This window comes from Brevibacillus soli (assembly GCF_044759095.2).
GTDB lineage: Bacteria > Bacillota > Bacilli > Brevibacillales > Brevibacillaceae > JBIYSM02.
On sequence record NZ_JBIYSM020000052.1, the window covers coordinates 1 to 23,300 of the forward strand.

The 23,300-nt window shown below is 51.7% G+C and carries 26 protein-coding genes, 2 pseudogenes and 1 riboswitch; of the genes and pseudogenes, 8 read left to right on the forward strand and 20 right to left on the reverse strand.

What is annotated here, in order from left to right; all coding sequences use genetic code 11:
• Window positions 1-125: 125 nt before the first annotated feature.
• A complete protein-coding gene (locus tag ACE99V_RS17725; protein WP_400492570.1) occupies window positions 126-1,130 on the reverse strand; it encodes a proline racemase family protein in 1,005 nt (334 codons plus the stop codon).
• Between the two features lie 16 nt (window positions 1,131-1,146).
• Window positions 1,147-1,848, reverse strand: a pseudogene (locus tag ACE99V_RS17730) (aldehyde dehydrogenase family protein); the annotation flags it as partial.
• A 119-nt stretch (window positions 1,849-1,967) separates the two neighbouring features.
• Here ACE99V_RS17730 and ACE99V_RS17735 point away from each other — a divergent pair.
• From ACE99V_RS17735 to ACE99V_RS17750, 4 genes are all read left to right on the forward strand, one after another.
• Window positions 1,968-3,680 (forward strand): sigma-54 interaction domain-containing protein, encoded by a 1,713-nt coding sequence (locus tag ACE99V_RS17735; protein ID WP_400492571.1) that lies wholly within the window; start codon window positions 1,968-1,970, stop codon window positions 3,678-3,680.
• Between the two features lie 63 nt (window positions 3,681-3,743).
• A complete protein-coding gene (locus ACE99V_RS17740) occupies window positions 3,744-4,013 on the forward strand; it encodes a (2Fe-2S)-binding protein (protein ID WP_400492572.1) in 270 nt (89 codons plus the stop codon).
• Complete coding sequence (locus ACE99V_RS17745; RefSeq protein WP_400492573.1) at window positions 4,013-4,348, forward strand: (2Fe-2S)-binding protein; 336 nt, start codon at window positions 4,013-4,015, stop codon at window positions 4,346-4,348. The genes ACE99V_RS17740 and ACE99V_RS17745 overlap by 1 nt, the downstream gene beginning before the upstream one ends.
• Window positions 4,345-5,562, forward strand: coding sequence for an NAD(P)/FAD-dependent oxidoreductase (locus tag ACE99V_RS17750; RefSeq protein WP_400492574.1), 1,218 nt, complete (start codon window positions 4,345-4,347; stop codon window positions 5,560-5,562). Before ACE99V_RS17745 ends, ACE99V_RS17750 begins: the two co-directional genes overlap by 4 nt.
• Window positions 5,563-5,605: 43 nt before the next feature.
• Here the strand turns inward: ACE99V_RS17750 and ACE99V_RS17755 are convergent, their stop codons facing one another.
• The 7 genes from ACE99V_RS17755 to ACE99V_RS17785 form a co-directional block, all read right to left on the reverse strand.
• The gene (locus ACE99V_RS17755) at window positions 5,606-6,586 is read right to left on the reverse strand and encodes a quinone oxidoreductase family protein (RefSeq protein WP_400492575.1); all 981 of its coding nucleotides are present in this window, start codon (window positions 6,584-6,586) and stop codon (window positions 5,606-5,608) included.
• A gap of 157 nt (window positions 6,587-6,743) precedes the next feature.
• Window positions 6,744-7,685: an agmatinase gene (speB, locus tag ACE99V_RS17760; RefSeq protein WP_400492576.1), complete on the reverse strand. Its 942-nt coding sequence runs from the start codon at window positions 7,683-7,685 to the stop codon at window positions 6,744-6,746.
• A 21-nt stretch (window positions 7,686-7,706) separates the two neighbouring features.
• Entirely contained in the window at window positions 7,707-9,290 is a 1,584-nt protein-coding gene (locus ACE99V_RS17765; RefSeq protein ID WP_400492577.1) for an acyl-CoA synthetase, read from the reverse strand.
• A 363-nt stretch (window positions 9,291-9,653) separates the two neighbouring features.
• Window positions 9,654-9,869, reverse strand: coding sequence for an Rv2686c family ABC transporter permease subunit (locus ACE99V_RS17770; RefSeq protein WP_400492578.1), 216 nt, complete (start codon window positions 9,867-9,869; stop codon window positions 9,654-9,656).
• 4 nt (window positions 9,870-9,873) lie between these two features.
• Window positions 9,874-10,284: a DUF4395 domain-containing protein gene (locus ACE99V_RS17775; protein ID WP_400492579.1), complete on the reverse strand. Its 411-nt coding sequence runs from the start codon at window positions 10,282-10,284 to the stop codon at window positions 9,874-9,876.
• A gap of 67 nt (window positions 10,285-10,351) precedes the next feature.
• Window positions 10,352-10,570: a hypothetical protein gene (locus ACE99V_RS17780; RefSeq protein WP_400492580.1), complete on the reverse strand. Its 219-nt coding sequence runs from the start codon at window positions 10,568-10,570 to the stop codon at window positions 10,352-10,354.
• 123 nt (window positions 10,571-10,693) lie between these two features.
• Window positions 10,694-10,864 carry a Spo0E family sporulation regulatory protein-aspartic acid phosphatase gene (locus ACE99V_RS17785; protein WP_400492581.1) on the reverse strand — a complete coding sequence of 57 codons (171 nt, stop codon included), beginning with the start codon at window positions 10,862-10,864 and terminating at the stop codon, window positions 10,694-10,696.
• 204 nt (window positions 10,865-11,068) lie between these two features.
• Window positions 11,069-11,112, forward strand: a riboswitch (PreQ1 riboswitch).
• 48 nt (window positions 11,113-11,160) lie between these two features.
• Between ACE99V_RS17785 and queC the strand changes: the two genes are divergently transcribed.
• Genes queC through queF form a run of 4 tightly spaced genes read left to right on the forward strand, consistent with a single transcriptional unit; the run spans window position 11,161 to window position 13,557 of the window.
• Window positions 11,161-11,823: a 7-cyano-7-deazaguanine synthase QueC gene (queC, locus tag ACE99V_RS17790; RefSeq protein ID WP_400492582.1), complete on the forward strand. Its 663-nt coding sequence runs from the start codon at window positions 11,161-11,163 to the stop codon at window positions 11,821-11,823.
• Window positions 11,823-12,308 (forward strand): 6-carboxytetrahydropterin synthase QueD, encoded by a 486-nt coding sequence (gene queD / locus ACE99V_RS17795; protein ID WP_400492583.1) that lies wholly within the window; start codon window positions 11,823-11,825, stop codon window positions 12,306-12,308. The genes queC and queD overlap by 1 nt, the downstream gene beginning before the upstream one ends.
• A complete protein-coding gene (queE, locus tag ACE99V_RS17800) occupies window positions 12,301-13,029 on the forward strand; it encodes a 7-carboxy-7-deazaguanine synthase QueE (protein ID WP_400492584.1) in 729 nt (242 codons plus the stop codon). The genes queD and queE overlap by 8 nt, the downstream gene beginning before the upstream one ends.
• Window positions 13,030-13,059: 30 nt before the next feature.
• Window positions 13,060-13,557, forward strand: a complete 498-nt coding sequence (gene queF / locus ACE99V_RS17805) for a preQ(1) synthase (protein WP_400492585.1) — start codon at window positions 13,060-13,062, stop codon at window positions 13,555-13,557.
• 76 nt (window positions 13,558-13,633) lie between these two features.
• On the opposite strand, the gene ACE99V_RS17810 is transcribed toward queF, so the two are convergent.
• The 11 genes and pseudogenes from ACE99V_RS17810 to ACE99V_RS17860 form a co-directional block, all read right to left on the reverse strand.
• Complete coding sequence (locus ACE99V_RS17810; RefSeq protein ID WP_400492586.1) at window positions 13,634-13,957, reverse strand: hypothetical protein; 324 nt, start codon at window positions 13,955-13,957, stop codon at window positions 13,634-13,636.
• Window positions 13,958-14,208: 251 nt separating this feature from the next.
• A pseudogene (locus ACE99V_RS17815) lies at window positions 14,209-14,520 on the reverse strand (ABC transporter permease family protein); the annotation flags it as partial.
• 136 nt (window positions 14,521-14,656) lie between these two features.
• Window positions 14,657-15,607 (reverse strand): isopenicillin N synthase family dioxygenase, encoded by a 951-nt coding sequence (locus tag ACE99V_RS17820; RefSeq protein WP_400492587.1) that lies wholly within the window; start codon window positions 15,605-15,607, stop codon window positions 14,657-14,659.
• Window positions 15,608-15,725: 118 nt separating this feature from the next.
• Window positions 15,726-16,835 carry an o-succinylbenzoate synthase gene (menC, locus tag ACE99V_RS17825; RefSeq protein WP_400492588.1) on the reverse strand — a complete coding sequence of 370 codons (1,110 nt, stop codon included), beginning with the start codon at window positions 16,833-16,835 and terminating at the stop codon, window positions 15,726-15,728.
• A 26-nt stretch (window positions 16,836-16,861) separates the two neighbouring features.
• A complete protein-coding gene (locus tag ACE99V_RS17830; protein WP_400492589.1) occupies window positions 16,862-17,632 on the reverse strand; it encodes a GNAT family N-acetyltransferase in 771 nt (256 codons plus the stop codon).
• A gap of 62 nt (window positions 17,633-17,694) precedes the next feature.
• Window positions 17,695-18,417 carry an amino acid ABC transporter ATP-binding protein gene (locus tag ACE99V_RS17835; protein ID WP_400492594.1) on the reverse strand — a complete coding sequence of 241 codons (723 nt, stop codon included), beginning with the start codon at window positions 18,415-18,417 and terminating at the stop codon, window positions 17,695-17,697.
• Window positions 18,418-18,453: 36 nt separating this feature from the next.
• Window positions 18,454-19,110 (reverse strand): amino acid ABC transporter permease, encoded by a 657-nt coding sequence (locus tag ACE99V_RS17840; RefSeq protein ID WP_400492590.1) that lies wholly within the window; start codon window positions 19,108-19,110, stop codon window positions 18,454-18,456.
• Between the two features lie 15 nt (window positions 19,111-19,125).
• The gene (locus tag ACE99V_RS17845) at window positions 19,126-19,914 is read right to left on the reverse strand and encodes a transporter substrate-binding domain-containing protein (protein ID WP_400492591.1); all 789 of its coding nucleotides are present in this window, start codon (window positions 19,912-19,914) and stop codon (window positions 19,126-19,128) included.
• A gap of 29 nt (window positions 19,915-19,943) precedes the next feature.
• Window positions 19,944-20,804: a MurR/RpiR family transcriptional regulator gene (locus tag ACE99V_RS17850; RefSeq protein ID WP_400492592.1), complete on the reverse strand. Its 861-nt coding sequence runs from the start codon at window positions 20,802-20,804 to the stop codon at window positions 19,944-19,946.
• A 254-nt stretch (window positions 20,805-21,058) separates the two neighbouring features.
• The gene (locus ACE99V_RS17855; protein WP_400492593.1) at window positions 21,059-21,469 is read right to left on the reverse strand and encodes a hypothetical protein; all 411 of its coding nucleotides are present in this window, start codon (window positions 21,467-21,469) and stop codon (window positions 21,059-21,061) included.
• 68 nt (window positions 21,470-21,537) lie between these two features.
• The gene (locus ACE99V_RS17860) at window positions 21,538-22,977 is read right to left on the reverse strand and encodes a flavin monoamine oxidase family protein (RefSeq protein WP_400492595.1); all 1,440 of its coding nucleotides are present in this window, start codon (window positions 22,975-22,977) and stop codon (window positions 21,538-21,540) included.
• Window positions 22,978-23,300 lie beyond the last annotated feature (323 nt).

Here is a 23,300-nt window from a genome sequence, read left to right on the forward strand (position 1 = left end):
AAATTACGTTAGGTGTGTTTGCCATTCTCAAAAAGGGCGAAAAAACTAATTGACATAGTACGCTTATACACTAAAAAAAGCCGATGTCCACAATGTGAACACGGCTTTTCCCCCGAAAGACCCTGTTAACCCAGCAAGAATCCCCCCGCCAGCGGATCGGTCGGATCGACCACAAACTGGTGCAGGCCGGTCAGGAAGGCTTTGCCCTCAATCGTCGGCAGGACGGCGTCAAATTGCCCCACTTTGGTTGTCCCGATCACAGTGCCGATGAACTGGCTGCCGACAATTCCTTCGTGCACGAACCGCTCTCCGATTGCCAGCAGCCCTCGCTGATGAAGCACAGCCATACGCGCGGCCGTACCCGTACCGCACGGCGAGCGGTCAATCTGTTCGTCGCCGAAGACGGTAACGTTGCGCAAATGGGAGCTGGTCTTTTTTGGCTCGTCGGAAATGATGACACCGTAAATGCCGGCCAGCTCCGGCTCCAACGGATGACGCACGGTCACGCGGGCTTCCACTTGTTCCTTGATCGCCTTCCCCCATCTCTGAAGCGCAGCCAACTGTTCGATCTCTGCCGACACGCCCAGATCTTTCGCCTCGACTACCGCGTAAAAGGCTCCCCCGAAGGCAATGTCGACAGAGAATTCCCTGCCGTCAAGAGAAACGGGAACGTCCTTCGCATACACGAACGAGGGGACGTTTTCAAAGGAAACGGCCTTTACCTCCGCCCCTTTGCAAACCGCGTGCGCAATGATTTTTCCTGCAGGGCTGTCAATGACGACGCGCTGCCGCTCTTCCTGCGCCTGCACATACCCGGTTTCAATAGCCGCCGTCACGACGGCGATGATGCCGTGCCCGCACATCGTGCTTAGCCCCTCATTGTGCATGAACAGGACGCCAAAATCAGCGTCGGGACTGACCGGCGGCGTCATGATGCAGCCGTACATCCCGTGATGGCCGCGCGGCTCGTGCATCAGGACTCGGCGAATCCGGTCAAAGTGCTCACGAAAGTACGCCCGCTTCTCCAGAATGGTGTCTCCCTTCAGCGGCGGAATCCCGCCCGTGACAATGCGCAGGGGCTCCCCGCCGGCGTGTGCGTCTATCGTGGTATACAGCTGTTTGATTTTCATCCGGTCCTCCTCCCGGTCACAGCGTGTGCCTGATCGCGCACGTTTTGACGGCACTGTAGAAATCAAGCGCAGCTTGCCCCTGCTCCCGGGTATGGGAACTGGACAGCTTCATCCCGCCAAACGGCGCCTGGTATTCGACCCCGGCCGTTTCCTGATTGACCCGGACCATGCCAGCCTGCGCCTCGTCGAGAAAACGGTGCGCCTTTGACAAGTCACGGGTAAAAAGGGAGGCGCTGAGACCGTACACCGTCTGGTTGCAAAGCTGGATCGCCTCGTCAAAATCGGACGCTTCCAGCAGCACGGCCATCGGCCCGAAAATTTCCTCCTGTACCAGCGCATGTTGGGCGCTTACGCCTGAAACCACCAGCGGTTTGATGTAGTAGCCCTCACCCTCTGCCGGAAAAGCTGCACTCTCCGCCACGATCTGCCCTTCCGATTGGGCCAGAGAAGCATAGGCACTCACTTTTTGATACTGATCCTCCGATGCCACGGGGCCGAGATAGACGGACGGGTCAAGCGCCGGCCCAACCTTGCAGGTACGGACGGCTTCCTGCAGCAGCTCCAGAAACGGCTGAAAGACCTCCCGTTCGACGATGATCCTGCCGGTGGCCGTGCACTTTTGACCGGCGGAGCGAAACGCGCCGCTGAGCACGATCGGAACCGTTTTTTCCAGATCGGCGTCCCGCAGTACGATAGCGGCATTCTTACCGCCCATTTCAAAAGGGCGTTGTTTTCGCAACCACTGTCTACTCTCTTTTACAGAGAAAACAAACCGTGTATAATAATCGAGAAATTGCAGAAATTTTCATACATTTTTCGGAAAAGGGTGAACCGGCTGTGAAACACAAGCTCCCCCCACTGGAAACTTTCATCGATCCAACCTTCATATATTCAGAAGATTGGGAATTATTCGCGCCTGACAAGTCTTATGATCCCCCCATTCCCGTCTTTACCCGTATGAACGGCGACTTGTTCGTTACGACCACCGATTTGCTCCCGCCGAATCAGAGTGGCGGCTCGCCATACTGGAAGAAAACCGTTTCCGTCGCTTTGGGGACGGCCCTCTCTGCTGTAATCCCGCTTCTTCGGGAGCATGAGTTCATCCTGATCGAGGATACGGTGCCAAAAGGTTTCCTCAGCCGGGCTGTCCTGCTGCAAGCCGTGTTTTCTGCCTATGAGCACCTGGAAGCCTACTTCGAGACGATGGTTGCGACCATGGACGCGTCCATCTCCGCCATCGACGAACAAGCCAACGTGGTGGTCTGGACGGAAGGAGCGGAACAGATCTTTTCCCTTAAGGCTCACGAGGTGACAGGCAAGCCGATCACCGACTTTTTCCCTCTGGACATGCTGCAGACGCTCAAAACGCTGAAGACGGGCGAATCGGTCTACCGGCGTCAGCACCAGCCTCGGGAAGACCTGTTTGTGCTGATCAACACCAACCCGATCCTTCTTCACGGCAGAATCATTGGGGCGGTTGCGGCTGAAACGGACATCACCAGCCAGGTTCGCCTCAATCAGGAACTGTTGAACGCCACCAAAAAAGTCCACCACCTCCAACAGGAAATGGCAAAGCTGAGCCCGTCTCCCGATCCGTTTCGACACATCAAGGGAACCAGTCTGGCCATCAAGCAGATCAAATCGATGATTACCAAGCTCCGCTCCACGCAGGCGACGGTCTTGATTCTGGGAGAAAGCGGCGTCGGAAAGGAGCTGTTCGCCAAAGCCATCCACGACGTGCGGGAGGGTCACGGGGCACCGTTTGTTGCAATCAACTGCGGAGCGATTACGCCGACGCTGTTTGAAAGCGAGTTGTTTGGCTACGAAAAAGGAGCCTTTTCCGGCGCAGGCCAGAAAGGAAAAAAGGGGTTGATTGAAATGGCCCGGGGCGGCACGCTGTTCCTTGACGAAGTGGGAGAAATGCCCCTGGACATGCAGGTAAAGCTGCTTCGCGTGCTGCAGGACAAGAAGTACTACCAGGTAGGGGGCACGAGACAAATCGAAGCGGATTTCCGCATAGTAGCCGCGACGAACAGAGACTTGGAAGCCCTCGTCCGCGAAGGGAAATTTCGCGAGGACCTCTACTACCGGTTGAACGTCGTCACTCTGAAAATTCCTCCGCTGCGGGAGCGGATTGAGGATACCATCGAGCTGGCCCACGCCTTTCTGTACGAATTCTCGCTGCGCTACAACCGGCCGATCCACGTCATATCGCAAAACGTGCTGCAAAACCTGCTGCAGCACGAGTGGCCGGGCAACGTTCGCGAACTGCGCAATACGATCGAACGACTGGTCGTTTTTGCCTCGGACGGCGTGATCAGGGAGGAGGATCTGCCGCATTCCCTACAAGGCAAGCCAAAACCGGTCCCTTCTCTGTTGCAAGACGACCCGGTCTCGCTGCAAGAAGAGCTGGAAGAGTACGAGAAGCGCGTGATCCTGCGCGCGATCGAACGGGAAAAAGGGAACAAACTGGCCGCAGCGAAACGGCTGGGGATTTCGCGGGCCACCCTGTACAACAAAATGAACAAGCTGAACATTCCGATCCCATAATGGTCTAGATCGGCACGGTACTTGCTAGAATAAGGCGTCAACAGAAAGGAGGCGGTAGTCACCATGAATGAATCCAACATGATTATCTGTCGGTGCGAGGAAGTCACCCTGGGAGAATTGCTCCAGACCCTGGACCGTCATCAGTGTTCGGCGCGGGAGCTGAAGCTCAGAACGAGAGCAGGAATGGGCTGTTGCGGCGGTCGGACCTGCCGAAGTCTCATTCAGGCCGTTATGCAAAACGCGACCGGAACCATCCCTGCGGATGCCGTTCCGCTTGGCTATCAGCCGCCGGTACGACCCATCTCGTTCCATCTGCTTGGAGGGAAAAATTAATGAACGGAAGGATCCACCATCATCCTGTACTCGGAGGGGCAAAACCGAGAAAAGCCCTCTCCTTTTGGTTTCAAGGGAAGTGGATGGAGGCGCTGGAGGGGGAAACCATTGCCGCCGCCCTGCTGGCAAGCGGCCTCCGTACCCTGCGTGTGCACGAAGAGACAGGCACGCCACGAGGGATCTATTGCAACATCGGCCACTGCTTTGAGTGCCGTGTTTCGGTGAACGGCGTGCCAGGCCTCCGCGCATGTCTCACGCTGGTTCAAGACGGCATGGAAGTGACGGCGGGAGAAGTGCTTCCCGCTCCGCTCAAGAAAGGAGGGCATCGCTCATGACGGATGTCCTTGTGGTAGGAGCCGGACCGGCAGGCCTGTCGGCGGCTGTCGCCTGCGCCAATCAGGGGCTGTCTGTACGGGTGGCAGATGAATTTTACCAGCCCGGCGGCAGACTGCTCGGACAGTTGCATCAGGAACCGGATGGAACGTGGTGGAACGGTTTGGACGAGGCAGTGAAGCTGCATGATGAGGCCATCCGTCATGGTGTTCGCATCGACTGCGGTGTCTCCGTATACAACGTTGAGCGATCGCCGAACGGATGGCACGTTTCCACTACGGACGGATCGATTGACGTACCCGTACTGCTGCTGGCCACCGGCGCCACAGAGACTGCTGTTCCCGTTCCCGGCTGGACTCTGCCGGGAGTCATGTCAATCGGGGCGGCACAGGTGATGACCAATGTCCAGCGGGTGCGGGTGGGGACACGCGGTGTCGTCATTGGCGTCAACATCTTGTCTGTGGCGATCGTCCGGGAGCTTCGGCTGGCTGGTGTCCATGTCGAGCGGATGGTGCTGCCCGCCGCAAATCCCGTGACAGCAGAGGCCGGCCATCCCGCCAGTGTGATGGAGTCGCTGCTCCGTGTCGCGCATTTGGCCCCGTCCCCCTTCCTTCGCCTGGGCGGCAAACTGATGGGACTGCCCGGTTTACAGGCGTTGGGCCTCCGCTTGTATCCGAAGAGCGGCGTGAAAATGTGGGGCGTTCCCCTTCAACTGCGTACTGCTGCCCTGGAGATCGTGGGTGAGGCTCAGGTGGAAGGTGTGCGAGTCGCCCGGATTACACGCGAAGGCAAGCCCATCCCGGGTACGGAACAAGTGATTCCCGCCGATTTCGTCTGTATCGCCGGGGGATTGAGCCCGTTGGCCGAGCTGGCGGCGGTAGCCGGATGTCCGTTTGCCTATCTTCCCTCTCTGGGAGGGCATGTCCCTCTGCACAACGAGCGGATGCAAACACCCCTGCCCGGCCTTTATGTCGCCGGAAACATCACCGGGATTGAAAGCGCAAAAGTGGCGATGGTACAGGGAACGGCGGCGGGACTCGCCATCGCAGAAGACCTCGGTGCGCTGCGTGATCCTAGCAAACTGCAGCAGGCGATAGGGCAGGTGGAAGCCGTACGCCGGCAGGCTGTCATTCAGTTTCATCCGGAGATTGCGCAGGGGCGGCAACAAGTGCACAGCATGTATGACAATTTCCCTAAATCGCAAGGCGACCTTTGAAGAAACCCTTCGAAGGCCGCCTTTCCTCTATTCCACATTGAGATTATTTCCTTACATCCAACAAGACTTTTCCCGTACTTTGTCTGCTTTCCACCCATTCGTGGGCTTGTGCAGCTTCTTCCAGCGCAAAGCGCCTGCTGATCTTTATTTGCAAACGTCCATCGGCCAAGTAACCAAACACCCGCTCCGCCGTATCACGCAGGAGATGCGGACGCTTGCTTCGAGTCGTTCCCAAACTGAATCCAAGAACAGAACGACAGCTTGCATGCAGATCTTGTGTCTTGATACGACCACTTTCTCCACTTGCATTTCCGAAATGAACCAAACGGCCGTACATGGCCAGGCAGTTTAGACTTTTTTCTGATACCCATCCAGAGATGGAGTCTAAAATCACATTCGCGCCTTCCCCGTTCGTCAGTTCATTTACCCTCTCTGCAAAGTCTTCTTTCTCATAGCAGATGACATGATCCGCACCCGCCTCCAGGGCTATCGCTGCTTTGCTCTCATTTCCTACGGTCCCGATTACTTGACCTGCTCCTAAGAGTTTTGCCAGCTGGATCGCCGTCGTTCCGATTCCACCCGCAGCAGCATGAATCAGGACGGTTTCCCCTGGTTCCAGCCTTGCTACATCAGCGAGCAGTTTATAGGAAGTAAACGAAACAATCGGACAGGCTGCCGCTGTATCAAAGTCGATGCTGTCAGGAAGCGCAAAGGTAAGATTTTCATCCGCAACGATGTAATCCGCATAGGAACCATTCGCAGGAAAAGCAATCACACGTTGACCAACCTTCAAGTGATGAACATCCGATCCCACCTTCTCAATAATCCCTGCCGCATCCAATCCAGGGATGAACGGCAGCTTGCCAGCGCCCATTTTCCCATATCGCGATTTGATATCCGCAAAATTGACGCTTGTTGTTTCAACACGGATTAACACTTGTTTCGAGTTTATTGAGGGGACATCGACGTCCGTATATTTCATTACATGCGGCCCGCCAAATTCGGTAACCAGTATCGCTTTCATCCATACATTCCTCCCAACGCCATTTTCCCTATTATTTCTTTCCATTGCTGTATTTTCCTCTGCCCGAATCGACCCTGCCATAAGAAAACCCAGCCGACTTTAGCTAACGCTGGTGTCGGCTGGGGCCCCGAACACTTTTCTAGCAGCATCGATTGCTTTACTTTGTTCCACTGCCCATTTTTTTCGCAACAAGACCGGCAAAGTCATGAATCAAGGTTGCCGCCAGAAGCGAAGTGGTTTGTGCCGGATCGTAAGGCGGGAGCACTTCCACCAGATCAAAGCCGATGTAATTCAGGTCGGTAAGCGATCGAACCAATTCCAGCGTCTCCAGGCTGGTGAAGCCGCCGACCTCAGGTGTCCCGGTGCCAGGGGCAAAGGCAGGGTCAACAAAGTCGATATCAAAGGTGAAAAAGCAAGGGGTGTCGCCGATGGCCTCCTTTACCTGATTCACCACATCTTCCATGCCCCGCTTCTTCAATTCCGGAGTGGTGATCACGTTGTATCCCAGCTCCAGACTTGCATCGATGTCTCCCGGGTGGTTCAGGGTGCCGCGAATGCCGATTTGAAATACCTTGTCCGGCTGCAGCAGTCCTTCTTCGTGGGCGCGGATGAAAGGCGAGCCGTGCCAGTACTTCTCATCGTAGTAGGTGTCCCAGGTATCCGTGTGGGAATCGAATTGGATCAGCGCGACCGGACCGTACACTTTGGCTGCGGCGCGAAGCGTGGCCAGCGTGACGGAGTGGTCTCCACCCAGTCCGATTGGCACAATCCCTTTGCTCATCAAATCCAGCATGGAAGCCTGCATGATTTCGTAGCTGCGGTGGATATTGTGCGGAATCACTGATACGTCGCCGATGTCTATTGCATTTGTATCCTCAAAGGGATACACCTTGTGAATTGGATGATAAGGAAACAACAGCATCGAAGCCTGCCGGATCGCCTGCGGGGCAAATCGCGCCCCGACACGGAACGAAGCCGCTGTATCAAAGGGCAATCCGACGATCGCGATCTTTGCGTTATCGCGGCTGGACGGCAACCGCATGAACGAACCCGTCGTGCAAAATTCCGGTTTAACATCGGGTGAAAGCGGATATTGCATAGGATGGTTCCTCCATTCTCGTTACGTTTCCAGAGAATCAGCCTTCGCCAGCAACTCGTAACGAACCCGCAGCTCCCGTTTCAAAATCTTGCCGCTTGGGTTCCTTGGTAAATTCTCGGCAATGACCACGTATTTGGGCGCCTTGTACGAAGAGAGCCTCTCTTTGCAAAAGGAAAGGATTTCGTCAGCTGCCAGCCTCACACCCGCCTTGGGCACCACGACGGCGGTAACGGCCTCGATCCAGTACGGATGGGGCACGCCAATCACAGCTACCTCCGAGACTTTCGGGTGTTGGTAGATCATCTCCTCCACTTCCCGGCTGGCGACATTTTCTCCCCCGGTTTTGATCATGTCTTTTTTCCGGTCTACGACGGCAATGTATCCTTGCTCATCCATGACACCCAGGTCTCCGCTGTGAAACCATCCCCCGCGGAAAGCGGCCAGCGTCTTCTCCTCGTCCCGGAAATACCCGAGCATGGCATGACTCGTCCTGTGTACGATTTCTCCGATGGTACCTCGAGGCACTTCGTTTCCGTCGTCGTCCACGATTTTGGTCTCCACGTTCAGCGACGGTTTCCCCGCAGAGCCCGCTTTCCGCAATTGATCTTCGGGTTTCAATACTGTCGCCAACGGAGCCACTTCCGTCTGGCCGTAAAAATTATAGAACTGCGCATGGGGAAGACGTTGATTCAACTCTTTCAATATCTCAACCGGCATTATGGCTGCGCCGTAGTAGCATTTTTTCAACGAAGACAGATCACGGGCGGCAAACTCCGGCGACCTCAGCAGGGCAATCCAGACCGTCGGCGGGCAGAACAGCTGGGTAGCCCGAAACGTTTCCACCGTCTCCAGCATGAGGCCGGGTGAGGCCTGTTCCAAAATAATGCCGCTCCCGCCCAGGTAGATGTACGGTCCGAGAAAACAGTGAAGCTGTGCGCAGTGAAACAGGGGCAGCGCATGCACCGCCACATCGTCTTCGGTCATACCGCCGTCAATGATGGTGCTGACATATTCCGAAATGACGTTTTTGTGAGTCAGCATGACCCCTTTGGGCTTGGACTCTGTTCCGCTCGTATAAAGAATTTGCACGACATCATCATCGGCGATGTCCACAAGAGGCTCTGTTTGATCGCTATGTTGAATCATTTCTCTGAATGGCAGCCACTCACCTACCTGTATGGAGGGTCGGGAGATGATAGAGAGCAAGCGGGGGGCGCAGCCGGATGTCCGTATGGCTTGATCGGCCATCGGCAAAAACTCGGGTGACGCAAAGCAGGCGCTCACTTCCGCGTGGCCCAGAATAAACGCCGCATCATCCGTATTCAGCATGTAATTGATCGGAACCATAATGACCCCAGCCTTGGCCAGGGCGAAGTTGAGGATGGCAAAATCCATGGAATTGCGGGACAGCACCGCCGCCCTCTCCCCTTTTTGCAATCCTCTGGACAAGATGGCTTGCGCCGCCTGGTTTACGATCGTGTCAAACTGTTCATAGGTAAATACCTCGTCTTCAAATCGGAGAGCCATTTTGTCCGGAAAGCGTCCCCTGCTCCTCCGCAGTATATCGCCGAGCGTATTTCGCCTCGCCCGCTGAATCTCGCCCATGTCCATTCCTCCCAACCCATTTTCTCACATTATACATATATTCAGTATAATGGGTAAATTCTGACTTTTGGTAGGAAAAAGTGGACAACCATTTATTACATGAAACCCGGGCTGATCGTTCCCGTATAATCGATTCAGACATAAGACGCACAGTGAAATGAGGCTTTCCTATGGAGAAGAAACGAAAAAAATCGAAAACGATTTGGGATAACCCCTTACTGGACTTTCTCTTCGAAATTCTTTTTGAAATGGGATGGGCAATGATTCGGGCTGCATGTAGAGGAGTGCTTCGATTTATCAAGCACATGGGGGATTTCATTCCGGGGTAGCGGTAAAATTCAAAAAAGGGATTTCGAACTTCGATTATTCCACCCTTGCCGTAAACCTCCGGTAGAAAAACACGATAAAGGCAGCGTGAATCGCAAGACCAGCGGCCGCCAGCAGACCCACCCCTTCCCCCTGACCTGACAGAAGGAGTTTAGCCGGCCAATACGTCGGGAGAATTCCCGCCGCCAACTGCCAGGGCATGGGCAGAAACAGCCCCGTCCAGATCGCCTGGACGAAGCTGCCCCACCTCAACACCCTATTTTCTTTGCCGCTGTTTCCATTGGTAATACAAAAAGCACCCCATGCAGTAACCATCCAATGCCGCAATGGCTGCCACTGCATGCACCCCGGAAATGACGTATCCCCAACCGGTGCCCGGCCAGACGAGAAACACCAGGACTGACAGGGTTTGCAACGCGACGGCGATGGATGCGTTGAAGCGGAATAATTCTGGCGATTGTGCTTCTGCAGAGCTAATCGGCTTTTTCCAAAACGGTTTTGCCACCAGGACGAAGAGATTGGCCCGTCCGCCGCTGACCAGATGAACGACTTGAATCAGCCACAAGAGCCCGATCAGCATAGGCTGCTGCAAAACCACGGCCAACAAAAACGTGAATATGACGCCGAAGTGGTTGACCCGCACATACTGTTCCGGAATGTCCGTCATCGCACTATGACCCTCCCCTGCAATTTCGGTCATTCCATATGTATGCTCGAGTCCCGGTTTATTCCCCTTACAAAAGCCCTTTCTCCTGAATGAGAAAGGGCTGCTGAACGTTCTTTGTAAATGTCATGAGGCCATCTCCTGTTTTTGCTGCTGACAACAGGAACATTGAGCTAACGGGTACTCCGTCATATAAAATCCCGTCTTGAAGACGAAGGAGGCGCTTTCCAATTCCAACAACTGTTTGCAACTGATACAAAAGACCAACCCACGATTTGAATCCACGCATATTCCCCCTTCTTAGTGGCGAAACTACTTCGAGTTTCTTCTTAGCGAAGCCACACCCAGGTGCCCGTAGGGTGCTTTTGGCCTATCACTATTCATAATAGACGGGAGAAAGTTGAAAAAAGTTTCAATTTTTTGGTTTTTTCAGAACAAGCTTTTGATAGGCAACAATCAATTCATCCAGTTGTTGACTAACTGCAATTACCTCTTCATGGGTGAAGCTTCCCGCTACAGTCGCCGACTCCACCATCACAGAGCGCAAACATTCAATGGAAGAACGTAATTCTGTCTGTTCCATTTCCGCCCTCCTCATCACATATCCAACACGTTTTAGTATATAGAGGAGGTAAATCGCTTGCCACCGTAACCTATCGACAACTCGTGTAAAAACGCCGCGGTATTTGCCAAAAAATCTCGAACCCCCAAACTTTTCCCACATTCAGCCGATCAATCTGTAGTATAATAGAACAGCAACTGAATACCAGAAAATCCGTGCGACGGCACGGGAGAGGTTCGCGAACTCCCTCTATAAAAAACTAAGGTGAAAAACAGTACCCTTGGTATTGTTTTTTTCATTACAAAGGAGACTTGAGCATGAAACAGGAAAAAGCAGTCGTCGTCTTCAGCGGCGGCCAGGACAGTACCACGTGCTTGTTCTGGGCCTTGAAGCAATTCGCCGAAGTGGAAGCGGTCACTTTCGACTACGGACAACGACACAAGCTGGAGATTGAATGCGCGAAACAGATCGCCGAGGAAATCGGCGTCCATCACACGATCTTGGACATGAGCCTGCTGAATCAACTGGCACCGAACGCGCTCACCCGAAGCGACATTGCCATCGATCAGAAAGACGGGGAACTGCCTACTACCTTTGTAGACGGACGAAACCTGCTGTTCCTGTCGTTTGCTGCGGTCCATGCGAAACAGCGGGGGGCACACCATCTGGTTACCGGCGTGTGCGAGACCGATTTCAGCGGCTACCCCGACTGCCGCGATGTGTTTGTGAAATCGCTGAACGTCACACTCAATCTGGCGATGGATTTTCCATTTGTGATCCACACTCCGCTGATGTGGCTGAACAAGGCGGAAACGTGGAAGCTGGCGGACGAGTTGGGCGCCTTTGACTATATACGGGAAAAAACGCTCACCTGCTACAATGGCATCAAGGGAGACGGTTGCGGGACATGCCCCGCCTGCAAGCTGCGGGCTGCCGGCCTGGAGAGCTACCTGCGGGAACGTCAGGGAGTGAATGCCTGATGGGAAACTACTTCGACTTTCGCATCGTGGAGCGTTTGCAAACATATGGACACGACATTCAGAAAGAACAGCTGAAATACCATCAAAAACGGGTGCTGGTGAGCAAGGAGTTTACGTTCGACGCGGCACACCATCTGCACTGCTATGAGGGAAAGTGCAAGAACCTGCACGGCCATACCTACAAGGTGGTGTTTGGCATCAGCGGATATCCGAACGAGATCGGCATCGTGATCGACTTCGGAGACATCAAACAGATTTGGAAGGAACAGATTGAAATCTACCTGGATCACCGCTATCTGAACGAAACTCTCCCTCCGATGAACACGACCGCGGAGAACATGGTGGTCTGGATCTTTGAACAGATGGAACGACAGCTGCAGACGGACGACTATCGTCAGCAGCAGGCTCGGGTAGAGTTCGTGCGCCTGTACGAGACGCCGACCAGCTATGCGGAAGCCAGACGGGAGTGGATGTACGATGAGTAGTATCCCGGTACTGGAGATATTCGGCCCCACCATCCAGGGGGAAGGCATGGTGATCGGGCAGAAGACGATGTTTGTGCGCACGGCAGGCTGCGATTACCGCTGCCGTTGGTGTGACTCCGCCTTTACCTGGGACGGCTCTGCCCGCGACGAGATCCGGCAGATGACCCCGGAGGAAATCTGGCAGGAGCTTCGCCGTATCGGACAGGACCGCTTCTCCCATGTCACCATCTCAGGAGGCAACCCGGCCCTGATCGCAAACATCGGGTCGCTCGTCCAACTGCTAAAACAGCACAACATTCGCACAGCGATTGAGACGCAGGGGACCAGATGGCAGGAGTGGCTGCTTTTGATTGACGAGGTCACTCTTTCCCCCAAGCCGCCCAGCTCCGGCATGACGACCGATTTTGCCCAACTCGATGACATGGTCGCCAAACTGACGGCGAAGAACAGCAATACTCAGGTGAGCCTCAAAGTGGTCGTGTTTGACGACGAAGATTTCCGGTACGCACGCCGTGTTCACCTCCGCTATCCGTTCATCCCCTTCTTTTTGCAGGTGGGAAATGACGATGTCCTTGGAGCTGACACCGGTGAACTGCGGGAGCGATTGCTGGCCCGTTACGAATGGCTGATCGAGCGGGTCGTCGCTTGCGCCGACATGAACGACGTCAAGGTACTGCCGCAGCTGCATGCGCTGGTCTGGGGCAACAAACGGGGCGTTTGACAAACTTCTTTGGAAATGAGGGAATGATAAATGGCTTACAATCAAAATCGGGATTTGTCCTCGCTCACGCTGCTGGGCAACCAAGGCACCAAATACTCCTACGAGTACGACCCAAGCGTGCTCGAAGCATTTGACAACAAGCATCCGTATCGCGATTATTTCGTAAAGTTCAACTGTCCGGAATTTACCAGCCTCTGCCCCATGACCGGTCAGCCGGACTTCGCCACCATTTATATCAGCTATATTCCTGACAAGAAAATGGTGGAGAGCAAATCGTTGAAGCTGTATTTGTTCAGCTTCCGCAACCACGGCGATTTCCACGAAGACTGCGTGAACATCATCATGAATGACCTCATCAAGCTGATGGACCCGAAATACATCGAGGTCTGGGGCAAGTTCACTCCGCGCGGCGGAATCTCCATCGATCCGTACTGCAACTACGGCAAGCCGGGAACCAAGTACGAAAAGATGGCAGAGTACCGCCTGATGAACCACGACTTGTATCCGGAAAAGGTAGACAACCGGTAAAGGAATGGATAAAAGAGAAAAGCAGCCCAAACTTGAAAGCAAGTTTGTGGCTGCTTTTTTCATGTAGGAAGCCTGATTACAAATCAGAAAAAAACTGTTGAAAGCGCTGTTCAGCCACTTTCAGATCGCCATTCAGTTTAAACAGCATGTTCAGATGGCTGTTTTTCGAGATTTTCAGCCGTGCCGCATGATAGAGAACCGGTTTCTCTTCCCGCAAAATGATCATGAGCTCGTAAATCGGCGGAGTGATGAGCCGGATGCGAAGCAGTTTGTTGAGGTACAGCACCAGCTGCCGAATGGCTATGTTATTATCATGGTTTGGTATCTTCAGGATGGAATCAATGATCTGTTTGGTTTCCTGTTTCTTTTCCCCGATCAAATCCGTCTTGATCTCAGTCATAAAGTTACCACCTTATGTATGGTTTCAAACGTAATTTTACCACAAAATACAGAATTATGGAAAAAACCGATGTTCCCAGAACATCGGCTTCCCAACGGGATATTACCTTTTATTGGCCTGTATACGAATGGGCATCAGCGTACCTTTTTCTGCGCCGGCCTGCTCTTTTTCCGAGGGAAAAACTTTCACAACACGCGGACGAACAAATACGGTCTCATTCGGTTGCACTCTCAATTCCTGGTACCGTTCGCGAGTCCTTGGGAACCAAACAGCAGCACAAAAATCAGTCCCGAAATGACAGGTGAAACGGCAAATGGGAGATCAATCAGCGTAATCAACAAGTTCTTCCCGTAGAACTGGTATTTCACAATCGCCCAGGCTGCCGCAATCCCAAACAACGTATTCAATGGAACCGCGATGCCAGCTGTCAAAATCGTCAATTTTATCGCAGCCCATGCATCCGGTTCCCGTATAGCCGAAACATACGCCGTCCAGCCTTGTGTGAAAGCTTCGGCAAAGACGGCGGCAAGCGGAACGATTAAAAACAAGGCAAGAAACACCATTGCGGTAACGATTAGCAACCAGCGTACAATGGCAGGCTCTGTAGTGACGAGCGCATCGCTTTTTACAGGCTTTTTCCAAGGGAAACAAAAAAACTCCCGTTGCGTTCGAATCAACGGGAGTTTTTGCCTTTTTCATTTATTTTTTGATCAAACCAATTTCGACAAGACGCTCGTAGAGGAAGTCACCCGCTGTAATGGGAGGATATTTTTCAGGGTTCTCTTCCGTTACACAGGAGGGGATGGTTTCAAGCAAGCAACTGCTGTATGGATGTACGAAAAAAGGCATGGAGTAGCGTGAAGTGTTTTCCCCTTTCGGATTCACAACCCGATGAGTCGTTGCCGGAATGACTTCGTTCGTAATCCGGGACAGCATGTCGCCGGCATCCACGATAATTTGCCCTTTTTTCGCGATGACAGGCATCCACTCCCCTTCACGGGTAAGGAGTTCAAGTCCGGAAGCTGTGGACTCTACCAGCAGAGTGATCAGGTTGATATCTTCATGCTCGGCCGCTCGAATGGCATCCGGGTGCATCGAAGAATCCAGCGGCGGATAGTGAATCGCCCGAAGAACGCTGTTTCCGTCCTTGATCATGTCAGAGAAAAAGTCCAGACGGAGGTCCATGTGAAGTGCCAGGGCTTCCAGCATGTTTCGAGCAACGCGCTCCAACTCACGATAAAAGCTGAGTGCATGCTTTCTCAATTCCGGAAGCTCTTGTGGCCACACATTGGCAGGATATTCAGCTGTAAGCGGATGTCCAACAGGCAGTTCTTGACCGACATGCCAGAATTCCTTTAAATCTCCGACCTTACGATTCTTCGCGTGCTCTTTACCAAAGCCCGTGTATCCGCGAGCACCGCCTTCGATCCCCTCATACTTTTGCTTTGTTTCCGTGTCCAGCGCGAAAAGTTTTTGCCACAGCTCATAGTTTTTGTCAATTAAATTGGGGTCAACTCCATGTCCCTCCAGAATAATGAATCCGATCTCCTGCAGGCCATCATAGAATTCCTTCGCAAACTGTATCCGCTCCTGTTTGGTCCCATGTGTATAGTTTTTGAGATTTAACGTGCGAATGAATGGCTGGCTCATGTTATTCCTCCTTGACCACCAAAATGGGTTGGGGGTATGTAATTCTTATATACTAAAATAGCCTGATCTCCCGTTGGATGACGGAAAAGATCAGGCTCTCACCGGTTCGCGTATGGGACTACATTTTATATAACTTGCTGTATAATGTTCTCTCGCGTATGCGATCACGGTTGGGTTCATATCCGATTCCCGGTGCATCCGGAACCGTAATCACCCCGTTATCGACCGTTACCTCCGGATCAATAATGTCCTGCTGCCAATAGCGGGAAGAAGCGGCCGTATCACCAGGCAAAATAAAGTTTGGCAGCGTCGTGATGGCGATGTTGTGGGCCCTGCCTACTCCCGACTCGAGCATTCCCCCGCACCATACCGGGATGCCGTGTGCCTGACACAGATCGTGGATTTTTTTGGCTTCCGTCAATCCTCCCACACGTCCGATTTTGATGTTAATGACCTTGCAGCTGCCCAGTTTGATCGCTTTCCGGACATCCTCCACCGAGTGAATGCTTTCGTCCAAGCAGATCGGGGTTTTTAGTTTCGCCTGCAGCTCGGCATGATCAATGATGTCATCATGGGAAAGAGGCTGTTCAATCATCGTCAGGTTAAACTCATCCAGCGCCATCAAGTGATCTGCATCCCGCAACGTATAAGCGCTGTTTGCATCAGCCATCAACGGGATATGGGGGAAGTGTTTCCTTACTTCTCGAATCACATCGACATCCCATCCGGGTTGAATTTTCACCTTGATCCGCTTATAACCTTCCTGTACATATCGCTCAATCACTTTCAACAGTTGATCAACGGATTCCTGAATCCCGATACTGATGCCTACGTCGATTTTTTCTTTCGTTCCCCCCAGCGCTCTTGCCAGTGGGATCCCCCGCTCTTTTGCATAAAGGTCCCAAATCGCACCTTCCAACGCGGATTTCGCCATGTAATTGCCTCGAATATGGGAAAAACGCTCTGACACTTCATCCGGGTGCCCAATCGGCTGTTTGAATAGAAGAGGAATCAGGAATTCCTCCATGATGTGCCAATTGGTTTTGATTGTTTCCTCTTTATACAGAGGATCGGGTGAGGCGACAGATTCTGCCCAGCCTGAAATGCCTGTTTTTGATTGGATTTCCACCAAAATAAATTCCTTGTCGTACTCCGTACCCAAGCTGGTTGTAAAAGGCTGCAGCAAATCCATTTTCACATGTCTCAAGATAATATGCTGGATTTCCATAAAAAACCCTCCGAAACATTTTGTCGTCATTTATCCAAAACATAGTAGTGCACAGGCTCCGGTCCGTCCTGTTTTACGAATTCCCTCACACTCCAGCCGTTTTGAAAGTAATGGGAAAAGACCGCTCGAGTTTTCATGCGCCACTCGATAGCCAAGCCGATATCGTGTTCCTTCAGTCTTTGAAAGGAGGAAGGGACAGGAACCAAAAGCTTGCCGGCAGATTGATCGAGGGTGAGATCTACTTGCAAAGGCACGCCAAATCCTTGATCGTTTGTGGTTGTCTCGATTACTGCGGGGAATCCGACAGAGGAGTCAGGATCTCTTTTTTTCCGCAAGGTGTCCATGACATGATCGCTGGTAATCCACCACTCCACTTGAAAGCGATCGGACGGAACGCCTGCATTCAGTTGATCGTTCATGTCTCCGTAACAGTTTTCGATATACGTGGAACAAATCGCACCCAGCTTCCTGATATTTAAATTACCGTTTACCGTTTGCAGCGGATCATACGTCCACGTAATCAGATCATAGCCCTTGCGGATGGCCTCCGTCCGTTGGGCAAGCTTTAGCCTGTATCCGATACCGCTCGCCCGATAATCGGGGTGTATCCCCAAGCTGTGGGAGCAGAGGTACGTTTTCTTACCGTCATATCCGGCAAAGCTGTACTGAAAGCCGATTAATCTCTCTCCCAAAAACGCGCCGAGGACCATGCCGCCATGTTTCACTGCCGTTATCGTTTGTTCGACTGGAACCGATTCTTCTGATCCCCATACGAGTTTCTCCAACTCTCTAACCATGGTTAGTTCTTCTACGGATTCAAGGAGACGTATGGATAATGTTGCAGTTGTCCTATCCATGGTCATATCACTCTTCCCAGAAAACTTTTTAATTTCTCGCTCTTTGGATGGTTGAAGAGTTCTTCCGGTTTCCCTTCTTCTTCAATGATTCCGTTGTGCATGTAAATGACCCGGTGGGCTACATCCCTCGCAAAAGCCATCTCATGGGTGACGATGACCATCGTCATTCCTTCCTGGGCCAACTCTTTCATGACGGACAATACTTCGCCGACCAGCTCGGGATCAAGTGCGGAGGTAGGTTCATCAAACAGCATAATTTTCGGGTTCATGGCCAAAGCGCGGGCGATCGCCACCCGCTGCTGCTGCCCTCCCGACAGCTTGCGCGGGTAGACGTGCGCCTTATCTGACAGTCCCACTTTGTCCAAAAGGCGCTGAGCCGTCTCCATCGCGTCCTGCCTGCTTTTTTTCAATACCTGGATGGGGGCTTCCATGATGTTTTCCAGCACAGTCATATGCGGAAACAGGTTGAATTGTTGGAATACCATACCGACTTCGCGGCGAATCTTTCCGATATTGGTGTGCGATTCCTTCAATTCGATCCCATCGATCACGATCTTTCCCCGATCCACCTTCTCCAAATAGTTCAGACAGCGCAGCAGCGTGCTTTTCCCCGATCCGCTTGAGCCAATCAGTGAGACCACCTCTCCCGCTTGAACGGACAGATTGATTCCCTTGAGGACCTCCACCTCACCGAAGCTTTTGAAGATGTTTTCCACCTGAATAATTGGGGTTGTTGTCATGATCCATCAATCCTCCCGGAACTACCGTTCACTCATGGACAGGCGTCTTTCCATTTTTCTCAGGACAAACGTAAACATCGTGGTCATCAGCAGATACAGGGCCGCTGCCGTGATGTAGAACTCGATAAAGGCGTAGTTGGTAGAAGCAAAACGCTGAGAAGTCATCATGAGTTCTGACAGCGTGACCAGGGATGCGAGCGAGGAGTCCTTGAGAAGGGTAATCGATTCATTCCCGATCGCCGGGATACTTACCCGAAAGGCTTGCGGCAGGATAATGCGGCGCATGATCGTCGGGTAGCTCATGCCGAGTGACAGAGCGGCTTCCATCTGCCCTTTCGGAATGGATACGATCCCGCCTCTGAGGATTTCCGCAAAGTACGCACCCGCATTCACGCCCAAGGCCGTGACGGAAGCGACGAATGGACTTAGTTCAATGCCGATCTGCGGCAGTCCGAAGTAAACAAGGAACAGCTGCACCAGCAGCGGTGTGCCGCGGATGAACCAGATGTAAAAGTCGACGATGACTGCCAGCGGACGCAGCCTGGAGAGTTTGATGAGGACTGCGGCAAGCCCCAGAACGAGGCCCGCCGCAATAGATAGCACAGAAATTTCCAGCGTCAACAGAGACGCTTCCAGGAGAAAGGGAATGTACTGCTGAACCAGTGAGAAATCAAGCATGACGTCCCCTCCTGTTTAACGTATGTCTCTGCCAAACCACTTCTTGCTGATGGCTTCGAAGGTTCCGTCATTTTTCATGTCCGCCAAGGCTTTGTTGATTTTTTCCTTGAGAGCGGTGTCCTCTTTCCGAATGGTGATACCTGCCGCCTCGGTATTGAGCAGGTTTCCTACAGACTTTCCGTCATATTTGTTGTCCATCATGATGCGGGCGCCTACCCCTTGATCGGTAATGAAACCTTCCAGCCTTCCGTTGGCCATGTCGCTAAAGGCGAGAAAGTCGCTTTTAAACAACACGACATCTGCTCCAAGCTGTGTCGCGATCTCCGCCGCGGTGGTCGAGATCGTCACGCCAATCTTTTTCCCTTTGATTTCGGACGGATCTTTTATGGTAGAATTCGCCGGAACGAACAGCATTTGCCCCGTGTGAAAGTAGGGATCGGAAAAATCAACCTTTTTCTTGCGCTCTTCGGTAATCGCCATATCGGAAACGATAATGTCGTACTTCTTGGCGAGGAGTCCGGGAATCATGCTGTCCCACGGAATGGCAATCAGCTCAGGCTTCACCCCAAGCCGTTTGGCAAGCTCATTGCTGATATCCACATCGAATCCTTCCAGCTGGTTATCCTTGTTCATATAGTTGTAGGGAGGATATGCCCCTTCGATTGCGATTTTGAGTGTTCCATTGGCATTCGCACCGTCTGCACCCTGCGCCCCATTTGCGTTGTTTGCTTCCTTTCCGCCGCATGCGGTCAGAAGCAGGATGGCTGAAAACAACATGCCGAGGAAAAAACGTTTTTTTGTCATGATACAAAGCCCCCTTGTGTAAAAATGATTTATTCTATAAAAACGTCATGGCTGGAATACATTTTTTCCAAGCGCTGTTGACGTAATTGAATCCTTTCTTTGTCTCTCAGATTCATTCCGATGATAATCAAATCCAGCAAGCTGATCACGGGGGAAATCGAGTTGGAGCCCAACTCAAGATTTTCTTCCGTCGTGAGAGCAATATCAGATAGGCGTCCAACGGGTGAGAGCATCCGATCCGTCACACATAGCAGCGTAGCGCCTTGCTGCTTTGCACACTCGGCAATGTGCACGGCTTCTCTCGCATAGCGGGGAAAAGAGATCACGAAAACGACGGATCGATCTGTCAGATTGCACAGTTTTTCATACACATCCCCTATTGGCGGGCATAATTCTACATTCTCACGCAAAGTACCGAGCATGAACGAGAACCAATAGGCTGCTGTGTAAGACAAGCGGTAACCGGCTACCAAAATTTTGTCCGCCTTGACTAAGGCATCTACGACTTTCCACAAATCTTCCACGTTCAGTTGATGAAGGGTTTCTCTCATAATCTGGATGTCTTTCTCCACGACCTTCGAAAAAACACGCAACTCATCATCCGTGTTTACTGCCGAATCCAAACTGTTTGAGGCGTAGGGAAGATGATGGTTCTTCCGTATCTGACTTTGAATTTTTTCCTGCATCTCAGAAAAGCCGTTAAAACCAAGCGCATAGGATAATCGAATTACCGTTGTTTCGCTCATATCCACTTTGCGCCCGATCTGACCGGCTGTACTGAAGGCTGCTTCTTCCAGGTGGTCGATCAGAAACTCTGCCACTTTTTTTTGGCCGGCTGATAAACTTTCATACTTTTCCTTTATCAAATTTTCAAATGTTGCTTGATCCACGATAATCCCTCGTTTTTGAGCAAATTGGCACGAACTTCCCGGTCCAACGAAGCAGTCTATGCTTCATAAAAGAAATTCGGTGCATCAGATGCTTCTTTGGATTATATACCATAAGAATTTCAAGATTCAATATATAGAAAAAATTTTCTAACATTTTCGATGAATGATGGCCATGGTCCAAAAAAACGGCTATCCCATGTCGGTCACTTTACGACCAACCAGGATAGCCAACACAATATCGGCCGTTTCTGATTTTAGTGAAGATGGTAATCCATTTCTCTGATAAGTGCTTTGATCTCGTTTACAAATCGGTTTCGTTGCCGGACAAAAAATGTCTTGGCAAACAAATAGGCTTCTTGCGGAGTGTTCTCTCTATACATCCCTTTTACCCTATGAAAACCTGGAAACGGCTTGAACGGGAATGTACTGTCGTGATCATATCGGCTCGAACAGGAGAACATGAGCCGATTGCTGGTCCGGGTTGTGCCGGAGGATGGTGGTGGCATACGGAAGAGGATCTGTACGATAAAGTAGACATAGATCTTCTCTATCGGGACACGAAAATCCACGCAGCCATCATTCATGAAATGAGTCAATCCGAATACTTGCCTGTGAATCTCCCTCGTTTTATTCAGAACAGCAAACGTATCATCCTTCTCGTCCATCAAACTCCTCCTTGCCCTTGCAGATCCCGTTTCCTTCTCTCTATTCTACACGAAGTTTTCTCCATCTCTCATAATCGTGGCAATTCGTTCACTTCGAATGCCACTCGAATCCCCGACTCGATGGCGCCTTGTATCCAACCATGGGTGAGTGTGGTATGTTCACCGGCAAAGTGAACTCTTCCTTCTGGAGTCGCGATATAGGGATGCAGCGCTATTCGCTGTCCCGGTCTAAAAAACGACACAGCTCCGCAGGCAAACGGATCCTGCCCCCAACTGTAAGAAGTTCCAGTTTGAAACTCGCGATACACCTGATCACCGTGGATGGTGGCTAAATTCTTCAAGGAAAAGTAAATACGCTCCTCCTGCGTCAGTCCGTCCCACGGCATCGAATCTTCCTGCCATGTATAGCTGGCCAAAATTGCAGCCGGTCCCGGAGTGCCAAGCCCATGGCTTGGATAGTACGTAGAACGGATCGGCAAGTCAGTGATGGTTTTTCCTCCGTATAGACCTTCCCTTTCCCAGAATCTGCTTGAAAACTGAATCCCGATCTTGGTAGCCGTGATATAGTCAAGCTCACGGATGGCTCTCCATTTGTTGTGGGAAAACGAATCGCGCGGTTCAACCTCAACAAATTGCATAACGGTAAAGGGAATGGTCATGATGGCAAGATCACCCGTCATGCTGTATTCATGGGAGGTGTTTGTATCTATGAAGGTAAGGGTTACACTGTCGTTCTGCTGGGTAATTTTCGTTACTCTTTGATGGAAGAGTATGTCTTCTTGCAATTGTGGCAGAAAGGAATAGGGCAGACGGTCATTGCCGCCTGTAATTTCGTAAAAGCGGGTCTCTGGCTTGAAAAGCATCAGATCCCGCAAAATATCCAGAAAAGACTGCTCCATCACACCTTCCAGAGCAAGAAGAACGGACATCATTTCGATTGCGCCTTCAGAAAAAGTGACTTTGGGTCGATAGGGATAGAACCGTAAGAACGTGTAGACCGAGTATTGATCCAGTTGTCTTTCAACGATCGGCCAATGTCGGGCAGGATCTTGGTTGATAAAGTCGATGATCGGCTGTACGGCCATATTGAATAACTGTTCCGCCGTTTTTCCCTTTTCAGACGGCGCTACGGGATATTGAAAAATATCTGGGTGACGTTCATAAATTTTCACACGGGTTTTCATCCCGTTCGCGTAGATCAGATCATCTGGAGTAGCGTTAATAAACTCATTCACCGTTAACCCGAATTTTTTGATGTATTCGAATACCAAATCGTGCATTTCGGGAATCCGCATGGCACCTGCCTCTACATATGCCCCTTCTGCAAACGGGGTTCGCATGGTGAAGACACGTCCTCCTACTCTGCTGTTTCCTTCTAGGATTTTAACGTGATGCCCGGCCTCCTTAAGCAAAGACGCCGCAACCAATCCAGCCATGCCGGCACCGACAATCATAATATTTTTCGGGGATTTTGTTTTGCTGAGTCCTTTTTGAATAATGGAGATCATTTGGCTGGGTGATAACAGCGCCGGGATACTGGTTAACCGTTCATCAACGCCTTCCACAACTCTTTCACCCACTCCTTCCCCCCTCCTTTCCCTCATCCTTTCGCCATCCTATTCAGCGGAGCGTACACATATACGCGGGAAAAAAGTATAAGAAAACCCACCCGGCATTAGCTAGTTTCCCCTGAAAAATTCCTGGGGTAAGTCAAAAACAAAAGGAATTCAGCTCTCTAAATGGAAGTAGTGTTGTCGAGGCAATACATCCAAAAAGAGGGACTGAATTCCTTTCTTCTTAAAGAAATTCAACAGTGCTCCTCGAAAATCCT